Source organism: Streptomyces sp. URMC 129, from assembly GCF_051386415.1.
In the GTDB taxonomy this organism is placed as follows: Bacteria; Actinomycetota; Actinomycetes; order Streptomycetales; family Streptomycetaceae; genus Streptomyces.
The window spans coordinates 1-19,487 of record NZ_JBPQTQ010000124.1 but is presented as its reverse complement, the minus strand read 5'-3'; the positions used below and the strand labels follow the sequence as shown (position 1 = coordinate 19,487).

Annotated in this window: 23 protein-coding genes; 8 read left to right on the top strand and 15 right to left on the bottom strand. The window is 71.1% G+C overall.

The window, feature by feature from the left end:
* Positions 1 to 56 precede the first annotated feature (56 nt).
* From ACSNOC_RS22395 to ACSNOC_RS22385, 3 genes are read left to right on the top strand one after another with little or no spacing between them, the layout of a single operon-like run.
* Positions 57 to 1,070 (top strand): FecCD family ABC transporter permease, encoded by a 1,014-nt coding sequence (locus ACSNOC_RS22395; RefSeq protein ID WP_436749335.1) that lies wholly within the window; start codon positions 57 to 59, stop codon positions 1,068 to 1,070.
* Positions 1,067 to 1,903 carry an ABC transporter ATP-binding protein gene (locus tag ACSNOC_RS22390; RefSeq protein WP_436749334.1) on the top strand — a complete coding sequence of 279 codons (837 nt, stop codon included), beginning with the start codon at positions 1,067 to 1,069 and terminating at the stop codon, positions 1,901 to 1,903. The genes ACSNOC_RS22395 and ACSNOC_RS22390 overlap by 4 nt, the downstream gene beginning before the upstream one ends.
* Complete coding sequence (locus ACSNOC_RS22385; protein ID WP_436749333.1) at positions 1,900 to 2,862, top strand: ABC transporter substrate-binding protein; 963 nt, start codon at positions 1,900 to 1,902, stop codon at positions 2,860 to 2,862. Before ACSNOC_RS22390 ends, ACSNOC_RS22385 begins: the two co-directional genes overlap by 4 nt.
* A gap of 61 nt (positions 2,863 to 2,923) precedes the next feature.
* Here ACSNOC_RS22385 and ACSNOC_RS22380 read toward each other — a convergent pair whose 3' ends face one another.
* Genes ACSNOC_RS22380 through ACSNOC_RS22360 form a run of 5 tightly spaced genes read right to left on the bottom strand, consistent with a single transcriptional unit; the run spans position 2,924 to position 6,043 of the window.
* The gene (locus ACSNOC_RS22380; RefSeq protein WP_436749332.1) at positions 2,924 to 3,766 is read right to left on the bottom strand and encodes an aminoglycoside phosphotransferase; all 843 of its coding nucleotides are present in this window, start codon (positions 3,764 to 3,766) and stop codon (positions 2,924 to 2,926) included.
* Entirely contained in the window at positions 3,763 to 4,509 is a 747-nt protein-coding gene (locus tag ACSNOC_RS22375; protein ID WP_436749331.1) for an ABC transporter, read from the bottom strand. The genes ACSNOC_RS22380 and ACSNOC_RS22375 overlap by 4 nt, the downstream gene beginning before the upstream one ends.
* A gap of 16 nt (positions 4,510 to 4,525) precedes the next feature.
* On the bottom strand, positions 4,526 to 5,452 hold the full coding sequence (locus tag ACSNOC_RS22370; protein WP_436749330.1) for a radical SAM protein: 927 nt from the start codon (positions 5,450 to 5,452) through the stop codon (positions 4,526 to 4,528).
* A 13-nt stretch (positions 5,453 to 5,465) separates the two neighbouring features.
* On the bottom strand, positions 5,466 to 5,705 hold the full coding sequence (locus ACSNOC_RS22365) for a hypothetical protein (RefSeq protein WP_436749329.1): 240 nt from the start codon (positions 5,703 to 5,705) through the stop codon (positions 5,466 to 5,468).
* On the bottom strand, positions 5,702 to 6,043 hold the full coding sequence (locus ACSNOC_RS22360) for a hypothetical protein (protein ID WP_436749328.1): 342 nt from the start codon (positions 6,041 to 6,043) through the stop codon (positions 5,702 to 5,704). The genes ACSNOC_RS22365 and ACSNOC_RS22360 overlap by 4 nt, the downstream gene beginning before the upstream one ends.
* 100 nt (positions 6,044 to 6,143) lie before the next feature.
* Here ACSNOC_RS22360 and ACSNOC_RS22355 point away from each other — a divergent pair, with 100 nt between their 5' ends.
* Positions 6,144 to 7,583: a helix-turn-helix domain-containing protein gene (locus ACSNOC_RS22355; protein ID WP_436749327.1), complete on the top strand. Its 1,440-nt coding sequence runs from the start codon at positions 6,144 to 6,146 to the stop codon at positions 7,581 to 7,583.
* Positions 7,584 to 7,585: 2 nt separating this feature from the next.
* Positions 7,586 to 7,954: an ASCH domain-containing protein gene (locus ACSNOC_RS22350; protein ID WP_436749326.1), complete on the top strand. Its 369-nt coding sequence runs from the start codon at positions 7,586 to 7,588 to the stop codon at positions 7,952 to 7,954.
* Positions 7,955 to 7,977: 23 nt separating this feature from the next.
* On the opposite strand, the gene ACSNOC_RS22345 is transcribed toward ACSNOC_RS22350, so the two are convergent.
* The 4 genes from ACSNOC_RS22345 to ACSNOC_RS22330 form a co-directional block, all read right to left on the bottom strand.
* Positions 7,978 to 8,565: a GNAT family N-acetyltransferase gene (locus ACSNOC_RS22345; protein WP_436749325.1), complete on the bottom strand. Its 588-nt coding sequence runs from the start codon at positions 8,563 to 8,565 to the stop codon at positions 7,978 to 7,980.
* Positions 8,562 to 9,224 carry a lasso peptide biosynthesis B2 protein gene (locus ACSNOC_RS22340; RefSeq protein WP_436749324.1) on the bottom strand — a complete coding sequence of 221 codons (663 nt, stop codon included), beginning with the start codon at positions 9,222 to 9,224 and terminating at the stop codon, positions 8,562 to 8,564. Before ACSNOC_RS22340 ends, ACSNOC_RS22345 begins: the two co-directional genes overlap by 4 nt.
* Complete coding sequence (locus ACSNOC_RS22335) at positions 9,191 to 10,870, bottom strand: albusnodin/ikarugamycin family macrolactam cyclase (RefSeq protein WP_436749323.1); 1,680 nt, start codon at positions 10,868 to 10,870, stop codon at positions 9,191 to 9,193. Before ACSNOC_RS22335 ends, ACSNOC_RS22340 begins: the two co-directional genes overlap by 34 nt.
* 90 nt (positions 10,871 to 10,960) lie before the next feature.
* The gene (locus ACSNOC_RS22330; RefSeq protein ID WP_436749322.1) at positions 10,961 to 11,107 is read right to left on the bottom strand and encodes an albusnodin family lasso peptide; all 147 of its coding nucleotides are present in this window, start codon (positions 11,105 to 11,107) and stop codon (positions 10,961 to 10,963) included.
* Between the two features lie 190 nt (positions 11,108 to 11,297).
* Here ACSNOC_RS22330 and ACSNOC_RS22325 point away from each other — a divergent pair, with 190 nt between their 5' ends.
* Both ACSNOC_RS22325 and thpR read left to right on the top strand, forming a co-directional pair.
* Entirely contained in the window at positions 11,298 to 12,527 is a 1,230-nt protein-coding gene (locus ACSNOC_RS22325; RefSeq protein ID WP_436749321.1) for a helix-turn-helix domain-containing protein, read from the top strand.
* 216 nt (positions 12,528 to 12,743) lie between these two features.
* The gene (gene thpR, locus ACSNOC_RS22320) at positions 12,744 to 13,301 is read left to right on the top strand and encodes an RNA 2',3'-cyclic phosphodiesterase (RefSeq protein ID WP_436749320.1); all 558 of its coding nucleotides are present in this window, start codon (positions 12,744 to 12,746) and stop codon (positions 13,299 to 13,301) included.
* A gap of 133 nt (positions 13,302 to 13,434) precedes the next feature.
* Here thpR and ACSNOC_RS22315 read toward each other — a convergent pair whose 3' ends face one another.
* Positions 13,435 to 14,430 (bottom strand): aldo/keto reductase, encoded by a 996-nt coding sequence (locus ACSNOC_RS22315; RefSeq protein ID WP_436749319.1) that lies wholly within the window; start codon positions 14,428 to 14,430, stop codon positions 13,435 to 13,437.
* A 91-nt stretch (positions 14,431 to 14,521) separates the two neighbouring features.
* On the opposite strand from ACSNOC_RS22315, the gene ACSNOC_RS22310 reads away from it, so the two are divergent.
* Positions 14,522 to 15,589: a hypothetical protein gene (locus tag ACSNOC_RS22310; RefSeq protein ID WP_436749318.1), complete on the top strand. Its 1,068-nt coding sequence runs from the start codon at positions 14,522 to 14,524 to the stop codon at positions 15,587 to 15,589.
* Positions 15,590 to 15,821: 232 nt separating this feature from the next.
* On the opposite strand, the gene serC is transcribed toward ACSNOC_RS22310, so the two are convergent.
* The 5 genes from serC to ACSNOC_RS22285 all read right to left on the bottom strand — a co-directional run.
* Positions 15,822 to 16,940 carry a phosphoserine transaminase gene (serC, locus tag ACSNOC_RS22305; protein WP_436749317.1) on the bottom strand — a complete coding sequence of 373 codons (1,119 nt, stop codon included), beginning with the start codon at positions 16,938 to 16,940 and terminating at the stop codon, positions 15,822 to 15,824.
* A gap of 81 nt (positions 16,941 to 17,021) precedes the next feature.
* The gene (locus ACSNOC_RS22300; RefSeq protein WP_436749316.1) at positions 17,022 to 18,269 is read right to left on the bottom strand and encodes a cytochrome P450; all 1,248 of its coding nucleotides are present in this window, start codon (positions 18,267 to 18,269) and stop codon (positions 17,022 to 17,024) included.
* Positions 18,266 to 18,874 carry a GTP-binding protein gene (locus ACSNOC_RS22295; protein ID WP_436749315.1) on the bottom strand — a complete coding sequence of 203 codons (609 nt, stop codon included), beginning with the start codon at positions 18,872 to 18,874 and terminating at the stop codon, positions 18,266 to 18,268. Before ACSNOC_RS22295 ends, ACSNOC_RS22300 begins: the two co-directional genes overlap by 4 nt.
* Entirely contained in the window at positions 18,855 to 19,214 is a 360-nt protein-coding gene (locus tag ACSNOC_RS22290; protein ID WP_436749314.1) for a DUF742 domain-containing protein, read from the bottom strand. The genes ACSNOC_RS22295 and ACSNOC_RS22290 overlap by 20 nt, the downstream gene beginning before the upstream one ends.
* Positions 19,211 to 19,487, bottom strand: a 277-nt coding sequence (locus ACSNOC_RS22285; RefSeq protein ID WP_436749313.1) for a roadblock/LC7 domain-containing protein, incomplete at its 5' end; no start/stop codon positions are given. The genes ACSNOC_RS22285 and ACSNOC_RS22290, both read right to left, overlap by 4 nt.

The following is a 19,487-nucleotide window of genomic DNA, read 5'->3' as shown; positions in this document are numbered from 1 at the left end:
GGCCCGCGCCGTCCGGGACCGCCGCCGTCACCGTCGCGCCCGCCGGGTACGGGGTCGTGCGGTGGGGGCGGGGATCGTTTCTCCTGCACCGGCGGGCCGGGGTGGTCGCCCTGGTGCTGGCGCTGGCGCTCGCCGGGGCCGCGCTGGCCAGTCTCTGTCTCGGGGAGTCGACCGTCGCGGCCGACCAGGCCCTGCGGGTGGTGTTCGGGCAGTCGTCCTCCGACGAGTTCGTCGTCGGCACGCTGCGGCTGCCACGCCTCACCGTCGGGCTGCTCGTCGGGGCCGCGCTCGGGATCGCCGGGGCGCTCATCCAGACCGTCGCCCGCAACCCGCTCGCCAGTCCCGACATCATCGGCGTCACCCACGGCGCCTCCGCCCTGACCGTCGGGGCGCTGACGTACGGCGTCGGGTCCGCGCTCGTCCTGCCGTACTGGTCGATCGCGGGCGGACTGCTGGCCGCCGCGCTCGTCTACCTCTTCGCGTGGCGCGGCGGGCTGCACGCGGCGCGGTTCGTCCTCATCGGCATCGGCTTCGCCGTCGCACTCCGCTCGATCACCCAGCTCTTCGTCACCAAGGCCGACTTCCGCGTCGCCCAGCAGGCCACCGTGTGGATGACCGGCTCGCTCAACGGGCGCGGCTACGACGAGGCCAGGCCGCTCGCCTGGGCGCTGCTGATCCTGCTGCCCGCCGTGCTGTGGGCCGCCCGCGCGCAGCGGACCGTGGTGCTGGACGACGACACGGCCACCGCCCTCGGCGTCCGCCTGAGCCGGGTCCGGCTGGGCCTGGCCACCCTCGGCGTGCTGCTCGCGGCGGTGGCGACCGGCGCCGCCGGGCCGGTGGACTTCGTGGCGCTGCTCGCCCCGCAGATCGCGCGCCGCCTGACCGGCACCGCGCAGATCCCGCTGCTGTGCTCGGCGCTGGCCGGCGCGTTCATCACCGTCGCGGCCGATGTGGTGGCGCGGTTGCTGTTCTCCCCGACCGAGCTGCCCGCCGGCGTCGTCACGGCGGCGATCGGCGCGCCGTACCTGCTCTGGCTCATCGTCAACAACCGCACGGGAGGCCGTCGATGAACGACCACTACCGGCTCTGCGCCCGCGACCTGACCCTGGGCTACGACGAGTCCCGCGCCCCCGTGGTCGAGGGCCTCGACCTCGACATCCCCGACGGCGAGGTGACCGTCATCGTCGGCCCCAACGCCTGCGGGAAGTCCACCACGCTGCGCGCCCTGGGCCGCCTGCTCAAGCCGCGCGGCGGCGCGGTGCTGCTCGACGGGCAGGAGCTGTCGCGCGTGCCGACCCGGCGGATCGCGCAGACGCTCGGGCTGCTGCCGCAGTCGCCGGTCGCGCCCGAGGCGATCACCGTGGCCGACCTGGTCTCGCGGGGCCGGCAGCCGCACCAGCGGTGGTGGCAGCAGTGGTCGGAGGCCGACGAGCGGGCGGTGACCGAGGCGATGGCGCTGACGGACGTCGCCGCGCTCGCGGACCGGCCGGTGGACGCCCTCTCGGGCGGGCAGCGGCAGCGGGTGTGGATCGCCATGGCGCTGGCCCAGGAGACGGACCTGCTGCTGCTGGACGAGCCCACCACGTTCCTCGACATCGCCCACCAGGTCGAAGTCCTCAATCTCGTCCGTCAGTTGGAACGGACGGTCGTGACCGTGCTGCACGACCTGAACCAGTCGGCGCGCTACGCCGACTACCTGGTCGCCATGAAGGCCGGTCGCATCGTCGCCGCCGGACGGCCCGGTGACATCGTCACCGCCGAGCTGGTCCACGAGGTCTTCGGCCTCGAAGCCGTGATCGTCCCCGATCCGGTGACCGGCTCACCGCTCGTCGTCCCCGGCGCACCTGTCCCCGGCCCGCGTTCCGCGGGCACATCGCACATGAGAAAGGCACCCATCACATGAACCGCCGCATCACCGCCGCCACCGGCCTCGTGCTGGCCGCCACGCTCGGCCTCAGCGCGTGCAGCAGCGACGACTCCTCCGACGACAACGGCTCGTCCGGCGAGGGGAGCACCAGAACCGTCGAGACGGCGATGGGCCCGGTCGAGGTGCCCGAGAACCCGCAGCGCGTCGTCGTCCTGGACACCGCCGAGCTGGACAGCCTGATCACCCTCGGCGTCACCCCGGTCGGCGCCGTGCAGGCCGACGTCAACGCCGAGTTCCTCGACTACCTGCCGGAGGACCAGCTGTCCGGCATCGAGAACGTCGGGGAGATCGCCGCGCCGAACCTGGAGGCGATCAACGAGCTGAACCCCGACCTGATCATCGGCAGCAAGGTCCGCGACGAGCAGCGCTACGACGAGCTGTCCGCGATCGCCCCGACCGTCTTCACCGAGACCGTGGGCGCGCCCTGGAAGGAGAACTTCCTGGTGCACGCCGACGCGCTGAACAAGACGGAGGAGGCCGAGGCGATCGTCGCCGAGTACGAGGCGCACGTCGCGGACGTGACCGAGGCGATCGGCGGCCCGGAGGTCGCGGCCGACACCGAGGTGAGCATGCTGCGCTTCATCGAGGGCGGCAACACCCGCATCTACGGCCGGGAGAACTACATCGGCACCATCCTGGAGGACCTCGGCCTCGGCCGCCCGGCGATCGTGGACGAGGCCGAGGACGGCTTCGCGGTCGAGGTGAGCCCGGAGCAGGTCGACCAGGCCGACGGCGACGTCATCTTCTACACCTCCTACGGCGCCCCCGACGCCTCCGGCGAGGAGGAAGCGGTCGGCGGCCCGCTGTGGAACGACCTGACGGCCGTCCAGAACGACCGCGCCTTCCACGTGAACGACCAGCTCTGGTTCCTCGGCATCGGCTACACGGCGGCCGAGCAGATCCTCGACGAGATCGAGGCCAACCTGGCGCAGTGAGCCGGCGCGCGTCGCCCGACTCCGCGAGGTGCTTGTGGAGTCGGGCGACAGCGCGGGCGCGTCAGCCGCCGAGCAGGCTTCGGGCGTGCTCCCTGAGCGGGGCGGCGAGCTGTGGGTGGTCCCCCAGTCCGGCGCGGTGGAGCAGGCGGGCCGTGACGTAGAGCTGGGCGCGGCGGCCGTGCTCGGTCTCCAGGACGGGGAAGTGCTCCCGGACGCGCCGCGCGAGTTCGGGGACGGCGAGGCTGTAGCAGTGGAGCGTCGCCGCGTCCGTTCCGGCCGGGCCGCGCCCCCACAGCTCCCAGTCGAGGATGCCGAGCGGGGACCGGAGGAGATTGGCCCAGTGCAGGTCACCGTGGACGGTCTCCCAGCGCTCGACGCGGACATCGGTGTCGTCACCGAAGGCAGCCCTGACGCGGCGGGTGACCTTGGCCTGGTCGGTACTGATCCGTTCCGTTGGTGTCCTCGCCAGCACGTCAAGGGCACGGGCCAGGTCCCGCCACCACGTCCCGGAAAGCTCCAGATCCGATCCGGGCACGTCCGTGACCGAACACGGCATGCCGGGCAGGAACGTCATGACCTCGGCCCGCTGCCGTCGCCAGTGGCCCTCGTCCCATTCATGAACGTCGATCACCCGGGGCCTGGGCAGACCGTGCAACGCGTCGGCATCGGCGTTGCCGGTCCAGGCGTGGCCCTTCGGCCATGAGAGTTCTTCCGAGACAACGCGCAGCCATCGCCTCCCTCCGGGCCCCTCGGCAGGCGCGCCGACGGACCGGAGACGCCAGCCGAAGACCGGTTCACCGGCGACCGCGAGCCCGAAATGGGCGGCGGCGTCCTCCAGATTCCGCCGCATCCAGAGCCGGAAGCGGCGATCGGCCTCGGCCACTTCCGGGGATGGCGTTGTCATGAGGTGATGTGCCGCAGATAGGTGTGGGGATCGGCCAGGTATCGGCGCCAGTGATCGACCAGTTGGAGCTCTTCCCATCCGACGCGGCGGAATCCTTCTTCCCCCAATTCGATGATCTCCGCATCCGGCGTGCCGGCGAGCATAGGGGAATGCGTGGCGCAGATGATCTGCGACCCGGATCGGCCGAGTTCGTGGATCAAGGCGACCAGCCGCAGACACGAGGTGAAGGACAGGGCAGCCTCCGGCTCGTCCATGACGTAGAACCCGGGCGAGTCGAACATGGCCTGGAACATGGTGAGGAAGCCTTCTCCATGGCTCATGGCGCTGGTGTCCTGATCCCAGTAGCCGGGCACGCCGCCCAAGTTCTCCGTCATCTGGAACGCGGTCTCGGCGCGCAGGAAGAAACCCTTTTTCCTGCGGCGAGGACCGGCGAGCATGCGGGCCCCCGCCGCCGTGGTGTCCGCCCGCAGGATCTCCCCGAGAGGCGTCCTGGTCGGCTCCGGCCGACCACGCAGCGTCCCGAGCCGCCCTCCGTAGGCGTCCAGTCCGAAGCTCTCGGCGATGCCCTCCACGAGTGTGGATTTCCCTGATCCGTTGTCCCCGACGAGAAACGTGACGGGCCGGTCGAATGCCAGCCCCTCGTCCAGCAACTGGGCGACGCAGGGCACGGCAAACGGCCATTCCTCGCGGCCCGCCCTGTCGGGGGCCAGATGCTCCGGCACGTACGCACGGGAGACGAACACGATCCTCCTGGGCTCTTCAGTCGTAGTTGGGCTGGCAGCCGCCCTTGGGGGAGCACGGGCCGGCGCCCGTCGGCCAGCATGACGGATGACAGGCCGGACCGCACGAAGGTCCGCACTGAGGATCGCAGAGCTGTTCCGGCTGACACGGCGGGTCGTCGGGCTTCTTGCCCGCCGCGGCGGCCTCTCGGGCGAATCCCCGGCGCAAGTCGGCACGGACACGTTGAGCTTCCGGGCCGGAAATGATCTCAGCCAGCCCGGCTTCCAGCACGTTGCCCACCGGCATCCACCGGGAGAAGACACACGGCCAGACGGCACCATCGGGAGACACCGCGATCGCCCCGTCGCCGCAGCGCCCACAGAGCTGGGCGACATCCGGACGCGCGTCACGGACACCCCGTCCGACCTGCCGGAGGCGATCGACACCGATCTCCCGCACTCCGAGAGACGCCAATTCTGCCCGAGCGCCGGATGAACGTTGTCCCGGACGGACCTCGATGATTCCCGCGCGCACGGGAATCCCGCGCCGCACCGCCTCCGCGACGGCCGCCCTGGTGCGGCCGTGGCTGTTCTTCCGACCGGTGATCGCGGCGTGTTCGGCGGGGTCGTCGGAGTAGTAACTGGTCGCCAGAGAGACACCTGGCCGTTCGAGCACCGTCCAGAACGTGGCCGGAACATGTAGGAGATTGGAGAACACCTCCACGCCGAGGCCGCACCCGAGGGCGTGGTCGATCAGGGCGGGCAACTCGGGATACAGCGTGGGCTCGCCGCCGATGAACTGGACCGAGGCTGCCCCGCAGGCGGCGAGTTGCCCGATGACACGCCTCCAGTCCCCAGCGTGCATGGAGCCGCGGGTGCCCTCCGGTCCCGAGTCCGCGTAACAGTGCTCGCATCGGAGCTGGCATTTTCCGGTGACCTCTAACCATGCGAACTGCAGCTCGGACACACTTTCCTTCCTTTCACCGGTGTTCGGTGCGGATCAGGTGCGGGCGGACCCGACGGGTGGCCCAGAGAACGGTGGTGCGGCTCATGATGAAGGTTTCCCCGGTGGTGAAGTCCAGACGCCGACTGCCCGAGGGGAGCGCGGTGAGGTCGCGGACCGTGAAGACGTGGCCGCCGAGGAGGAGTTGGTCACCCCGGCGTACGGTATTGGTGTCGATCTCGACGGTGATCAGGACGTAGGGGGAAGGCGTTCTCATCGGGCCCGGTGGATGGTCGTGTTGACGGCCGCGCGGAGATGCGGGCCGAATTCGACGGCGCGGGTGTGGGAGGGGCAGGCCAGGAGTTTCCGTTCGCCGGTGGGCGGGGTCAGGATGACGACCGTCACCGGGCGCAGCGGGGTCTGCCCGCAGTGCGCGCAACGGCGAGGCTCACCGGTGACCCGCTCCAGACTGCCGGGCGCCGCCGTCCATTCCGTCCCGCCGCCGACCGGACGCAGCCACGCGCGGCTGTAGTCGTGGCTCATCACCCGCCCGATCCGATCGCGCGAGCCGTCCTTGACGATTGAGCCGACCGGGAAGTCGCTGAGTTCGCTCATGGGACCAAGGGTTCCGTTCGGGCGAGCCGGGTGTTAACCCACCGTGGTTGAACCATCGCGGGTCCTACACTGGCCAGGGACCCGACCTCCCGGAGTCAGCATGGAACCCCTGACCGCACTCCCCGGGCACGTCCTGGAACGGACCGACGTCCAGAAGGCTCTGCTCGACCATGACTTCGGGGTTTTCTTCGCCCTGGTGCGCAAGTGGGCCGGGATCAGCCTGAACCGGCTCGGCGAGGCGTGCGACATCAAGTCGTCGCGCATGAGCCACCTCGTACGCGGCGAAGCATCCATCACCACGATCGCCAAAGTCGAACAGATCGCAGACGCCCTCCGCATCCCCGGCCACCTGCTCAGACTGGCCCCCCGCCCCTGGGAAACGCCGAGCCACACACCGGGTGGGACACTGGAATCGGAGCAAGTCGCCCATGAGGGTGGTAAGGCGCGGATTGCGGAGGAGGACGGCACGAAACGACGCGACGCGGTCAAGCTTGCCGGTGTGGTCTTCGGAACTCCCGCCGCCGTGACCGCCGTCCTGGACGAGGCCGCCGCCGAGGCTCTGGAGTTCACCAGGCGGGCCGAGGCCAGCGCGCTCGGCTCCGGGACACTGGATCATCTCGGCATCACGGTCACCGACCTCAACGACGCCTACTCTCTCAAACATCCCCGGCTGCTGTTCGACACGGCCTTGCACTACCGGCGCAAGGTCGACCAGTTCCTGGACGGGCCGCACACGCAGCGACAAGCCCGGGAACTGTTCGCGTACGCCGGCTGGCTCTCGGAATTGCTGGCCTGGCTCGCACACGACTTGGGCAACGCCCGTGCCGGGCTGGCCTTCGCCCACGACGCCTACGTTCACGGTCTGGAAGCCGGTCACGGGGAACTGTGTGCGTGGGCCATGGACGCCGCCGCCTCGATCAACCTGTACGAACAACGACCGGCCAAGGCACTCGGCGCCGCACGGGCGGGGCTCGCTCAGGCCCCCGCTTCTCATCCTTTGACTGTGCGTCTGAACGCCCAGGCCGCACGGGCGTCCGCCGCCAACGGTGACGCCGAAGGCTTCCAGTCCTGCTTCTCCGCAGCCAGGGAAGCCCACGAGTCGCTACCCGCGCGGGTCCCGCACTGCTTCGGCACGGATCCCTTGCCTCTGGCGGACTACGCTCTGACGTCCTACCCGGCGACCGCGTGTGTGTGGCTCGGCCAGGCCGAGCAGGCCCGTCAATACGCCGAAGATGCGTTGGAGGCATACCAGTCGGCGGCAGAGGCAAGCCGGTCTCCCAGCCGAGAAGCCATCGCCCGCATCGACCTCGCCCTTGCCCTGGCACAGCTCGGTTCGCCGGACGACGCCGTGGCTTTGGGACATCAAGCGCTGGACTCGGCCCGCCTGGTCGGTTCCGTACTGGGCCGTGCCGGTGACCTTGTTTCCTTTCTGGCACGACGCTATCCGAGCCAGGGCCCGGTCCAGGAGTTGCGCGAACGCTTGGCGGTCACGACCGCCGTCTCCAGTCACCTCCCGTCGTCCGCTGAACCGGAAGGGTAACGATGTCTCGGCCCGCACCCGACGAGCGCGTCATCCATATCCGCAGGCCCTATCTGGACCTCATCGCCAGCGGGGGCAAGACGATCGAGGTGCGGGTCGGATATCCCGGCATGCGCAGGATCGCGGCCGGGCAGCGGTTGCGGTTCGTCTCCGGGGATGCCGAGGTGCCGGCCCGGGTGGTCAAGGTCGTGGAGTACCCGTCCTTCGAGGCGCTGCTCGACGCCGAGGACAACGACGCCATCGGGGCCGAGGGCATGAACCGGGACCAACTCCTGGCCGCCTGCCGGGAGATCTATCCCCCGGAGAAGGAAGCCCTCGGCGTGCTCGCGATTCACCTGGCCCGGGAGGGGGCCCGGGCGGCAGGGACATAGTGTCCACAGGATGTGGACGGCGATCACCGCTGGGTCGTGGTCGGCCAGTGCCCGATGGCTGTCGGCACGGCCGATGGGCCGGGGAATTCCTCGGGGAGAGCGTCCATGAGGATCTCGTCCACCGGCTGACCAAGCCAGTACCCGGATTTCCGCAGTCGCCCGGACCGGCGGAACCCTGCCTTCTCGTAGGCGGTGATCCCGGCCCGGTTGGGTTCAAGTACCTTCAGCCACACCATGCGCAGGGCGCCCAGATGAAAGGCCCAGTCAAGAGTCAGCCGCGTGGCCTCTGCCGCGTAGCCTTTCCCCCTCGCCTCAGGGGCGAGAACGATGACGAATTCGGCTGTGCGCACGAAGGTGTTGATCTGGAGAATGGTCATGCCGACAGGCGTGGTGTCCTCTAGCCGCACAACCTCGAACTGTTGGTAGCGGTCGTTTCCGCGTTGCCGTTCCCAGCCTGCGGCACGTACCTCCCACGCCTGTGCCCATTGGTTGCCGTATCCGAGGATGGTGCGGGCGTCGTTCTCCCACTTGTGGTATTCAGGCAGCATGTCCTGGCGGGGCATCCCGAGGGCTAGTCGCACGCCGGTCAGAAGGATGTGCGGGTCACTCATGGTCGTTCTCCTCTCGGCCCGGCCAGGGGGCAGGGGGCGCCGGGTCCGTCTGGCGTACAGACGGGCGTGTAGAGCGCGGTGTCGGCGGGTTCTTCGACAGGTGTCCCTTCCGGGTCAGCGATCCAGGCATGCAATCGCACGGGATCCGTGGCCACCCCGTGCCGCCACTCCGCTCGGCGCCCGGCCAGCGCGAGGAGAACAGCGGCGGCTGTTGACTCCTCCAGGCAGGCCCATCGCATAGGCATCAACCTCGAAGCCCAACGAGTCGCGCGCACAGCGTAGCGGGACTGACACGCGGTTGCGGGCGGTAGCGCGCGTCCGACGCGGGCCAGTCGGACCAGCCGTGAGAAGCGCTTGCTACGCCGCCCTGCGGTCCGTGTGGCCACGGTGACGAGGACGGCGGGTACAGCACCGAGACGCCACCGCAGCGGGACTCGTGCGTGGTGAGGCAGGGCGACACGCACCTCGATGGTCCCCCACGAGGGAGCGGCATCCTGAAGACGCACGACGGTGCCACCGAGAGCGGCTGACGTGTCTGTAGGGGTGCGCAACTCCGTGCGCCCGCTGTCGTAGTCGATGAGCACGCACGCGTTGGTGGTGAGCGCTGCCACCGTTTGCGCGTGGTTCACCGCGCACCTTCCGACGGCGGGGCGGTCCATGTGGTGCTCGGCTCGGTGTCCATAGCCTCCAGCCATTCCTCCGCGGCCAACACGGAAAGCAACGGTGGCCAAATCGTCTGCGCTCCCAAACACGCCGCGTGAATGGTGGCGCGAAGGGGCGCCGGGTCGATGATGCCCAGAGCAGCAAGGCGACCGTCCGCGAGCCGGAGCACCCGCCGAAGATTGGTCCGCAGCCCTCGGTGAAAATCCGCCGCGAATAATCCCTTTGCGGCGCGCCGACGATGCGTGTCGGGGAGCACATCAGCGAACGCGTCCTGAAGAACAGGCTTGTAGCGGTGAGCCGACCACCGCTCCCGGGCGGACACCGACACCACCGCGTCGAGAACGGCCGCGTCGAAGTACGGGTTGTGAAGTTCTATGCCCAGTGAGTCGGAAAGTTGGACATCCGCGTGGGCGGCGCGGGCGACGCTCCTGAGTGATGCCACCAAAAGCGCGTCAGCATCTCCACCGACGACCGGGCATGACGGAACAGGCACACGGAGCCAGGCCGGACGGGGACGCTCCGGGCGGCCGAGTTGGCGCACATCGCCTCTGAGCGCTGCGGAGATCAATGGGCGGGGACTTTGTTTGCGCAGCCGGGCCCAGTCCATCGCGTCGCTGATCATGCGTAGCAAGTGGCCTCTCCGGGCCAGGTCCACCAGATGTGCGGGAGGAGGGAGGAAGAGGTTGTCGCCGCCGTCGCCGGTCAGGTGACGGGCCGATCCCACGGCGGCCACCCTGCGCAACTGCGCTGAGAACATGGCCCATACGGCTGTCGATGGCGCGGGCTCGTCAGTGGCGGGTAGTCGCATCTCCGCTTCGGTGAACGGCAGATGGCGCGCTCCCAGCGAGAAGAACAGACGGTCCAGCCCAGGCGCGTCCAAGAGGCGGGCATAGCGGAGATCGCCTCCGTCCGTGTCCCCTGCCGGATGAGCCGTCACGCCCGTGATGTGGCCGTGCCGCGTGGCCAGTAGCGCCAGAGTCGTGGAGTCCATCCCGGCCAGGTCGGTCGTGACCGTCACCCCTTCGACGCGCACCCGGACCCCCTCGGCGAGAGCCCGTCGAAGCGCCTCAAAGGCACCCTCACGATGGCGTCTGTCAACGGACCAGCTCACCGACAGCGACGCCTCACCGTCCGGGCGGAGCGTCAGCAGGTGACCTGCGGGAACCGGTTCCACTCCCACCCAGGCGCTACGACCGGGTACCGGGGTGTGCCGGTCCCGCAAGAAGGCGGCAAGCCAGCCGGTATCCACCCTCCGGCCGGTCAGTGTTGAGAGCGCCAGTGAGCTGGAGCCCCAGACCGGACCACCTGGCGCCTTGACCGTATAGACCGGGCACGCGCCGGCGGCGTCGGTCAGAATCTCCAAGGCCCCGGCGACGGTAGCGCGTACCACCGTGTGAGAGCCCGCCCACGAACGCGCGAGAGGTGCGATGTCACGGCTCGCCAAGGCACGTTCAAGGTCATGGCCGGATGCCGAGCACGTACCGATGACGGCGAGCCTGGCGCCGCTTCCTTCGAGTGTTCGCACCTGCTCCTGCGCCCAGTTGCCTGCCACCCAGAGCAGGGGGTCGGTCCAGATCAGACGCGCACCGACCGGCACGGTCGGAGCGCCGCCGGGGGTGCCCCCGCCGAACCATCGCATCATGTGCTTCCTCCACCCAGGCCATCCATCGGCTGTCCCTGCGGAAGCCGAGACGGGGGCCCTCAGGGCGAGGGCCGCCGTCGGAACCGTGTTTCAGTCGTACGGGGTCTGCTTCGACTCCGTGCTGTCCTGGTCGCTACCGCGCGTCAGCGTGGCGGCGTCGCCCAAGTCGATCACCAAGGGCGGAGCGACCGGATCGGTGTGCTCCGTCCCGCCCTCGGCGGCACGCTGCGTTGCCATGTGCCTCCCTCCTTCCTGTCGCCGTTGCGACGGACACGTCGGCATCTGGGTGTCCGAGGAACACGGTTCAGGTATGTCCCTCGTGGTCCCAGGACCAAGGGTTCCGTTCGGGCGAGCCGGGTGTTAACCCACCGTGGTTGAACCATCGCGGGTCCTACACTGGCCAGGGACCCGACCTCCCGGAGTCAGCATGGAACCCCTGACCGCACTCCCCGGGCACGTCCTGGAACGGACCGACGTCCAGAAGGCTCTGCTCGACCATGACTTCGGGGTTTTCTTCGCCCTGGTGCGCAAGTGGGCCGGGATCAGCCTGAACCGGCTCGGCGAGGCGTGCGACATCAAGTCGTCGCGCATGAGCCACCTCGTACGCGGCGAAGCATCCATCACCACGATCGCCAAAGTCGAACAGATCGCAGACGCCCTCCGCATCCCCGGCCACCTGCTCAGACTGGCCCCCCGCCCCTGGGAAACGCCGAGCCGACCGCCCGAAGTCCTGTCGGCCGAGCAGCGCGGGGACTCCTGGGCCGTCGCCATCCGGGAGATGTCCAGGCGGCTGATCGCCCTCGACAACGAGCTGGGCGGGCCGCCCGTGGCCGAGTTGGCGGTGCGTGCGTTCCGGAGCGTCCACCGGCGGCTGGGGGACGGCGACTTCGAGCCGCGCCATGAGTCGGACATCCGCGCGGCGGCGGCGGAGCTGGCCGAGGTGGCGGGATGGACGCTCTTCGACGCCGAACGCTTCCCCGAGGCACGGAGGTTCCTCCAAGAGGCTCTGTTCCTCGCGCGACTGTCCGGGGACAGGGCCATCGAGTTGCTCATCCTGCAGAACATGGCCATGCTCTCCGGCTGGCTGGGCCGCCCCAGGGACGAACTGGCCGTGGCCCGCGCCGTCCTGGGAGAGGCGAAGCTCTCCCCGCGCGCCGAGGCCGTCTTCCTCGTACGGGCCGGGAACGGACTGATGGCATCGGGTGAGATGTCGGAGGGGAGGAATGCGTTCCGCCGTGCGCACGCGCTCCTCGGGGAAGGTGAGCGGCACGGTGATCCGGCATGGGTCTGGTGGATCACCCCGGCGGAGATCGACGGTCACCACGGACGGCAGCTCCAGCGGGCCGGCGAGTGGCGGGAGGCGATCCCGCGGCTCGAAGCCTCCCTGCTCGGACAGAACGGTGTACGCGTGGGATATCAGGGCATCTATGCGGCGCGCCTGCTGGACTCCTACGTGCGGGCCCGTTCCTGGCGCGACGCCGGGGAGCTGGCCGAGTCCATCCTGCCGACCGTGCCGGAGACGGCCTCGGCCCGGGTGCGGACCCTGCTGGAGCACACCGCGCACCACGGCGAGACAATGCCCGGCGCGCCGACCGGCCTGCGGGACGCACTCGGTCAGATCCGTGCCGCGCTGCGCGCGGATCCCCTTGCCCTGTGACGCCCACGGCCCACTGGGCTGGGCCGGGTGTCCCGCTATGGGTGGGATCGCGGCCGGGCGGTGGTCGGGGTGTGTCTCCGGGCCGATGCCGAGGTGCCGGCATGCCCGGGGCGACCGGGGCGTCCGGCATGCTGGGGCGCAGCCGCGCCGGGTTCGCGGGCCCTGACGGTAGGGGCCAGGAGGCTGGGAACCGGGAGTCGAGGGAGGGACCTTGTCATGAGACTGTTCGCGGCTCTGCTGCCGCCGGAGGGCATAGCCGCCGAGGTGGCCGTCGCCGCGCGGTGGGCGCGGGATGTGCCGGGGGCGGAGGCGCTGCGCTGGGACCGGCCGCGGGGGTGGCACGTCACGCTCGCGTTCTACGGCGAGACGGACGACGGGCTGCTGCCGGAGCTGCGCGACCGGCTCGCCGCCGTGGCGCGCGCCCACGCGCCGTTCACGCTGCGGCTGGCGGGCGGCGGCTCGTTCGGCGACCGGGCGCTGTGGGCCGGGGTCGCGGGCGACACCGGGGCCCTGGCCGCGCTGGCCGCCGCGACGGACGCGGCGGGCCGCGCCGTCGGCGCGCCCGGCGGGCGGCGCCACGAGAGCTACCGCCCGCACCTGACCCTGGCCTCCGGCGGCGAGGCGGCCGGTTTCCCGCTGGCGCCCTGCGTCGCGGCGCTGGCGCCGTTCGGGAGCGGCCCGTGGCCCGTCGACCGGATCGTGCTGCTGAGCAGTGACGAACGCCACCGCTACACGCCCCAGGGCGAGTGGCCGCTCACGCCGGGCGTACCGTAGGCCGGGTGAACGCGAAGACCCGGACGCGGATCGTGAGTGCCGCCCTCGTCGTGCTGCTCGCCGTCGTGGCCCTGGCGGCGGCGTTCGGCTGAGCGGCGGCTGCCGGTGGGCCGCCGCCGGGGCCACGGGTGGTTCACCAGGCGAACGCCTCCGGGGACGCGCCGGGTCCGGGGAAGATCTCGTCCAGTGCCTTCAGCAGGTCCTCGCTCAGCTCCAGTTCCACCGCCCGTACCGCCGAGTCGAGCTGCTCGCGCACGCGCGGCCCGACGATCGGGCCGGTGACGCCGGGCCGGGTCAGCAGCCATGCCAGGGCGACCTCGCCCGGCGCCAGGCCGTTCTTCTCCAGCAGGTCCTCGTACGCCTGCACCTGCTCGCGCAGCGTGCTGTTGGCGAGCGCGTCGGCCGACCGGCCGCTGCCGGAGCGGGTGCCGCCGCCCTCCCGCTCCTTGCGGATCGCGCCGCCCAGCAGCCCGCCGTGCAGCGGCGACCACGGGATGACGCCCAGGCCGTACCCCTCGGCCGCGGGTATGACCTCCATCTCGGCGCGGCGCTCGGCCAGGTTGTACAGGCACTGCTCGCTGACCAGGCCCAGCGCGTTGCGGCGGGCCGCCGCCTCGTTGGCGCGGGCGATGTGCCAGCCGGCGAAGTTGCTGGACCCGGCGTAGAGGATCTTGCCCTGCGTCACCAGGACGTCGATGGCCTGCCAGATCTCCTCCCACGGGGTGCGGCGGTCCACGTGGTGGAACTGGTACAGGTCGATGTGGTCGGTCCCCAGCCGCTTGAGGCTGGCGTCCACGGCGCGCCGGATGTTGAGGGCCGACAGCCGGTCGAAGTTCGGCCAGCGCTCGCCCTCGGCGCCCATGTCGGCGTACACCTTGGTGGCGAGCACCACCTTGTCGCGCCGCCCGCCGCCCCGGGCGAACCAGGACCCGATGATCTCCTCGGTGCGGCCCTTGTTCGGGCCCCAGCCGTAGACGTTGGCGGTGTCGAAGAAGTTGACCCCCTCCTCCAGCGCGGCGTCCATGATCGCGTGGCTGGCCGCCTCGTCGGTGAACGGTCCGAAGTTCATGGTCCCCAGGACCAGGCGGCTGACCTTGAGGCCCGTGCGTCCGAGCTGTGTGTACTTCATGGGCCCTAGCCAACGCCTTGGAGGGCACTCCAGGCAAGGAGTGTCCGCACCGCCGACGGGCCGCCCCGCGCGGGGTGGCAGGCTTGAGGCCATGCCCACTTGGACCACGCCGCGCCGCGCCGCGGGCGCCACCGCGGTCGCCACGGCCGTCGCGGCCGTCTCGGCCGCCGCGCTGCTGCTCGCGGGCGGGCCGCCGGCCGCCGCCGACGAGCCCGCCGCCTTCACGATCACCGACCCGCGCATCGTCGAGTCCAGCGGGCTCCAGGCCAGCGAGCGCCACCCCGGCGTCTACTGGACGCACAACGACAGCGACGACGACGCCGCGCTCTACGCCGTGGACAGCGCCACCGGCGAAACCGTGGCCACCGTCACCCTGGGCGGCGTCACCGCCCGCGACATCGAGGCCGTCTCCCTCGGGCCGGACGGCGACCTCTACGTGGGCGACATCGGGGACAACTTCGACGGCGGCTGGTCCGAGGTCTGGATCTACCGCCTCCCGGAGCCCGAGCACCTGGCCGACGCCACCGTGACGCCCACCGTCTACACCGTCCAGTACGAGGACGGGCCGCGCGACGCCGAGGCGCTGATGGTGCACCCGGTCACCGGCCGGGTCTACATAGCCAGCAAGAAGCAGGACGGCACGGGCGCGCTCTACGCGAGCCCCGAGGAGCTGACCGCGAGCGGGATCAACGTCTTCGCGCGCGTCGCGGACACCGAGGTGTGGGTCACGGACGGCGCGTTCTCGCCGGACGGCACCCGGCTGCTGCTGCGCGGCTACTTCACGGCCCGGATGTACGCGTGGCGCGACGGCGAGCCGGTCGAGATGGCGCAACGGGTGATCCCGCCGAGCCAGATGCAGGGGGAGTCCGTCACGTTCACCCGGGACGGCCGGACGCTGATGTTCGGCTCGGAGGGCGACGGCAGCGAGGTCGAGCCGGTGGAACTCCGCGGCGACCTGCTCCCGGAGAGCGCGGCCGAGCCGGAGGAGGAGGATCCCACACCGGGCGACAGTCCCGAGCCCGGCGCCGGGCCGGACGACAGCGGTGACAGCAGCGGGGATGGCGGGGACGACGGCGGTCTCTCCTCCCCCGTGGCGATCGCCCTGGTCCTCGGCGCAGTGGTCGTCTTCGGCCTCAGCCGCCACCTGAAGAAGCCCTGATCACCCGCCCGTCACGCCACGCCACGCCGGGCCTCGGCCGACACCGAGAACGACGGACGCGGCCGGAACCCCGCGTGGGTGCGGGGACTGTCCGGAGCCCCCCGCGTGTGCGGGGATCGTGCGTCGAAGACCGCGCGCGCCTGATTGCGGTCGGGGCCACCCCCGCACGCGGGGACTGTCCGGAGCCCCCCGCGGGTGCGGGGGGCGGGGTGCGCCGCCCGGGCGCCGCCCCCTACAGGCGCTCGATCACGTAGTCCACGCAGCGCGTCAGCGCCTCGACGTCCGCCGGGTCGACGGCCGGGAACATCGCGACCCTGAGCTGGTTGCGGCCCAGCTTCCGGTACGGCTCGGTGTCCACGATCCCGTTCGCCCGCAGCGCCTTGGCGATCGCCGCCGCGTCGACGCCGTCCGCGAAGTCGATGGTCCCGACGACCTGCGACCGCTGCGACGGCTCGGTCACGAACGGGGAGGCGTACTCCGACTTCTCCGCCCACGCGTACAGCCGCGACGACGAGTCCGCCGTGCGCTTCACCGCCCAGTCCAGGCCGCCCTGGCCGTTCATCCAGGCGAGCTGGCTCTCCAGCAGGAACAGCGTGGCCAGGGCCGGGGTGTTGTACGTCTGGTTCTTCCGCGAGTTGTCGATCGCGGTCGGCAGCGAGAAGAACTCCGGGATGTGGCGTCCGGAGGCGGCGACCCGCTCCGCCCGCTCGACGGCGGCCGGGGAGAACACCGCGACCCACAGGCCGCCGTCCGCCGCGAACGACTTCTGCGGCGCGAAGTAGTAGACGTCGGTCTCGGCGATGTCCACCGCCAGACCGCCCGCGCCCGAGGTGGCGTCCACCAGCACCAGCGAGCCCGCGTCCGCGCCCGGCACCCGCTCGATCGGGGCGGCGACCCCGGTGGAGGTCTCGTTGTGCGTCAGGCAGTACGCGTCCACGCCGCGCTGGGCGCGCGGCACCGGGTGGGTGCCGGGGTTCGCGGTGATCACCGTCGGGTCGTCCAGCCACGGCGCCTTGTCGGCGGCCTTGGCGAACTTGGAGGAGAACTCGCCGAACGACAGGTGCTGCGACTTGGCCTCGATCAGCCCGTGCGTCGCCACGTCCCAGAACGCGGTGGAACCGCCGTTGCCGAGCACCACCTCGTAGTCCTCCGGCAGCGAGAACAGCTCCCGCACACCGTCGCGGACCCGGCCGACCAGGTCCTTGACCGGGGCCTGGCGGTGGGAGGTGCCGAGCAGGGAGGTGCCGGTCGCCGCCAGGGCGCTGAGCGCCTCAGTGCGCACCTTGGACGGGCCCGATCCGAACCGGCCGTCGGCGGGCTTGATGTCAGCGGGAATCTGGATATCGGCCACGAGGCGGAGCGTAGCCCCTCCCGCGCCCCCGCCGCACATCGACCGGTGAGTAACTCCGGTCACTCCGGATATCGGGCGCGATCAGATCCGGACAGGACTGGTCGGAGTGAAGCGGACGGGCAGTGCGGACAGTCCCCGCAGGAATGGCGACGGCCGCCTGACCAGCGCGTCCGGGGGCACCGACAGGTCGATGTCGGGCAGCCGGTCGAGCAGCACCTCGATCCCGGTCCTGGCGATGATCTCCGCGATCTCCTGCGCCGGGAACGGGCAGCGGTACTCGCCGTGGCTGAAGGAGAAGTGCGCCTTGTGGCCACCGCCGAGCGGGTTTCCGCCGTAGCTCACCTGGGGGTCGCCGTGGGCGCCCTGGAGCCCCAGCAGCAGCATGTCCCCGGCCAGCACGCGCTGCCCGCCCAGGTACGTGTCACGGGCCGCCCAGCGCCCGGCCAGAATCTGCGTGGGGGTGTCCTCCCACAGCACCTGGTTCATCGCGTCGCCGACGCTGTGCCGCCCGCCGGCCAGGGACGCGGCGAACCGGTCGTCGGTGAGCATCAGCGTCAGCGTGTTCCCGATCCAGTCGGCCGTCGGCAGGTGGCCGGCGGCGATGATCGCCACGAGGTCGAGGACGTACTCCTCGTCGCTGAACCCACCGGGGTGGGTCAGCATCCGGGAGGTCACGTCGGCGCCCGGCGCGGCCCGCCGGGCGGTCACCAGCCGCCGCATCGCGGCGCTGAGGTACTGGTGGCCCGCGACGGCGTCGTCGCCGCCGGCGGCCAGCGCGTTGATGGCCCGCGCCAGCGGCGGGCACTCGGCCTCCGGCACGCCGATCATCCGGCCGAGCACGTAGATCGGCAGCAGCTTGGCGTAGCCGTCGATCAGCTCGGCCTCGCCGTGCCCGCAGAAGGCGTCGACCAGGGTGTCCGCGACCTCCTCGGCGTACCGGCCCAGCTGGGACGTGTCCACGGCCTCCAGCGCGGGCACCACCATGTCCACGTGCCGCTGGTGCTCCGTGCCGGTGGTGTAGTGGATCGACGACTGGCGCCGGTTGACCAGGGCCAGCAGCGGCCAGTCGCGCGGGACGCGCGGCCACTGGTTCCACAGGCCCGGGTCACGCGGGAAGAGCGCCGCGTCGCCGATGACGTGGTGCAGCTCGCGGTAGCCGATCACCAGCCAGGCCGGGATGTCGCCGGGCAGCGTCACGGGCACCACGGGGCCGTGCCGCTGCCGCAGTTCGCGGTACAGCGCCTCGGGGCCGGTGTGGAAACGGGCGCCGCTGAGCGGCACCGCGCCGGGCGCCGGGCCGGGTATCGGGGGCTGGGGCGTGGTGCTCACGGCGTGGTCTCCCGGGCGGCGAGCGCGTACAGGTACTGGACGAGGGTCAGGAGGACCGCCTTGCACGACCGGCGCGAGCGGGCGTCGCAGTCGACCACCGGCACGTGGTCGGGCAGGTCGAGGGCCTCGCGGACCTGCTCCAGGGTGTGCGCGGGGCCGCCGAAGTGGTTGCGGGCCACGATGAACGGGGTGCCGTGCTGCTCCAGCCGGTCGATGGCGTACCAGGAGTCGGCCAGCCGCCGGGTGTCCACCAGCACGACGGCGCCGAGGGTGCCGATGAACAGCCGCTCCCACAGGAACCAGAACCGCTCCTGGCCGGGGGCGCCGAAGAGATAGAGGACGGTCCGCTCGTTGAGGCTGATCCGGCCGAAGTCGAACGCGACGGTGGTCGAGGTCTTGTCGCGCACGGCGGAGATGTCGTCGATGCCCTCCCCGGCGCTGGTCATGATCTCCTCGGTGTTCAGCGGGCGGATGTCGCTGACCGCGCGGACGAGGGTGGTCTTGCCGACGCCGAAGCCGCCGGTGATGACGATCTTGAGGCCGTTCTCCGCGCTTCTGCCCAGGGGGGTGCGTTCGGTCCGGCGGTCAGAGGTTGCGGAGTCCAACGAGAACCTGCTCAAGGAGTCGGGGATCGGGTGGCGCCACGTCGGGGGTGGCGGCCGTGGAGGGGTGGCGGACGGTGACGCGGCCGGCCGCGAGGAGGTCGCTGAGCAGGATCTTGACGATCGTCACGGGCAGCCGCAGCTCCGCCGCGATCTCCACGACGGCGGTCGGGTTGCGGCACATGCGCAGGATCCTGGCGTGCTCGGACTGCATGCCCGCCGTCGGCTCCGTTTCGCTCACCACCAGCGTGACCAGGTCGAAGGCGTCCGAACCGACCCGGCTGCGGCCCCCGGTGAGGGTGTACAGCCGGTCGGGGTCGTCGTCCCGGCCGGGGCGGATCATGCCGGTCCGCCGCCTTCGGCGGACACCCTGGGGGGCGCGATGAGATGGCCGGAGAGCTGTTCCACCAGCTCGCTCATGTTGTGCCCGACCAGTCCGGCGTCGGCGGTCTCCTCCGCCACGATCGCCAGGTGGGCGCCGTACCCGGCCTCCACGATGAACAGCAGGCCGCCGTAGAACTCGGTCATCGACTGCCGCACGCCGCCGGTCCCGTCGCCGAACTCCATCGACGCGCCGTGCGACAGGCTCTGCATCCCGGCCGCGATCGCCGCGAGC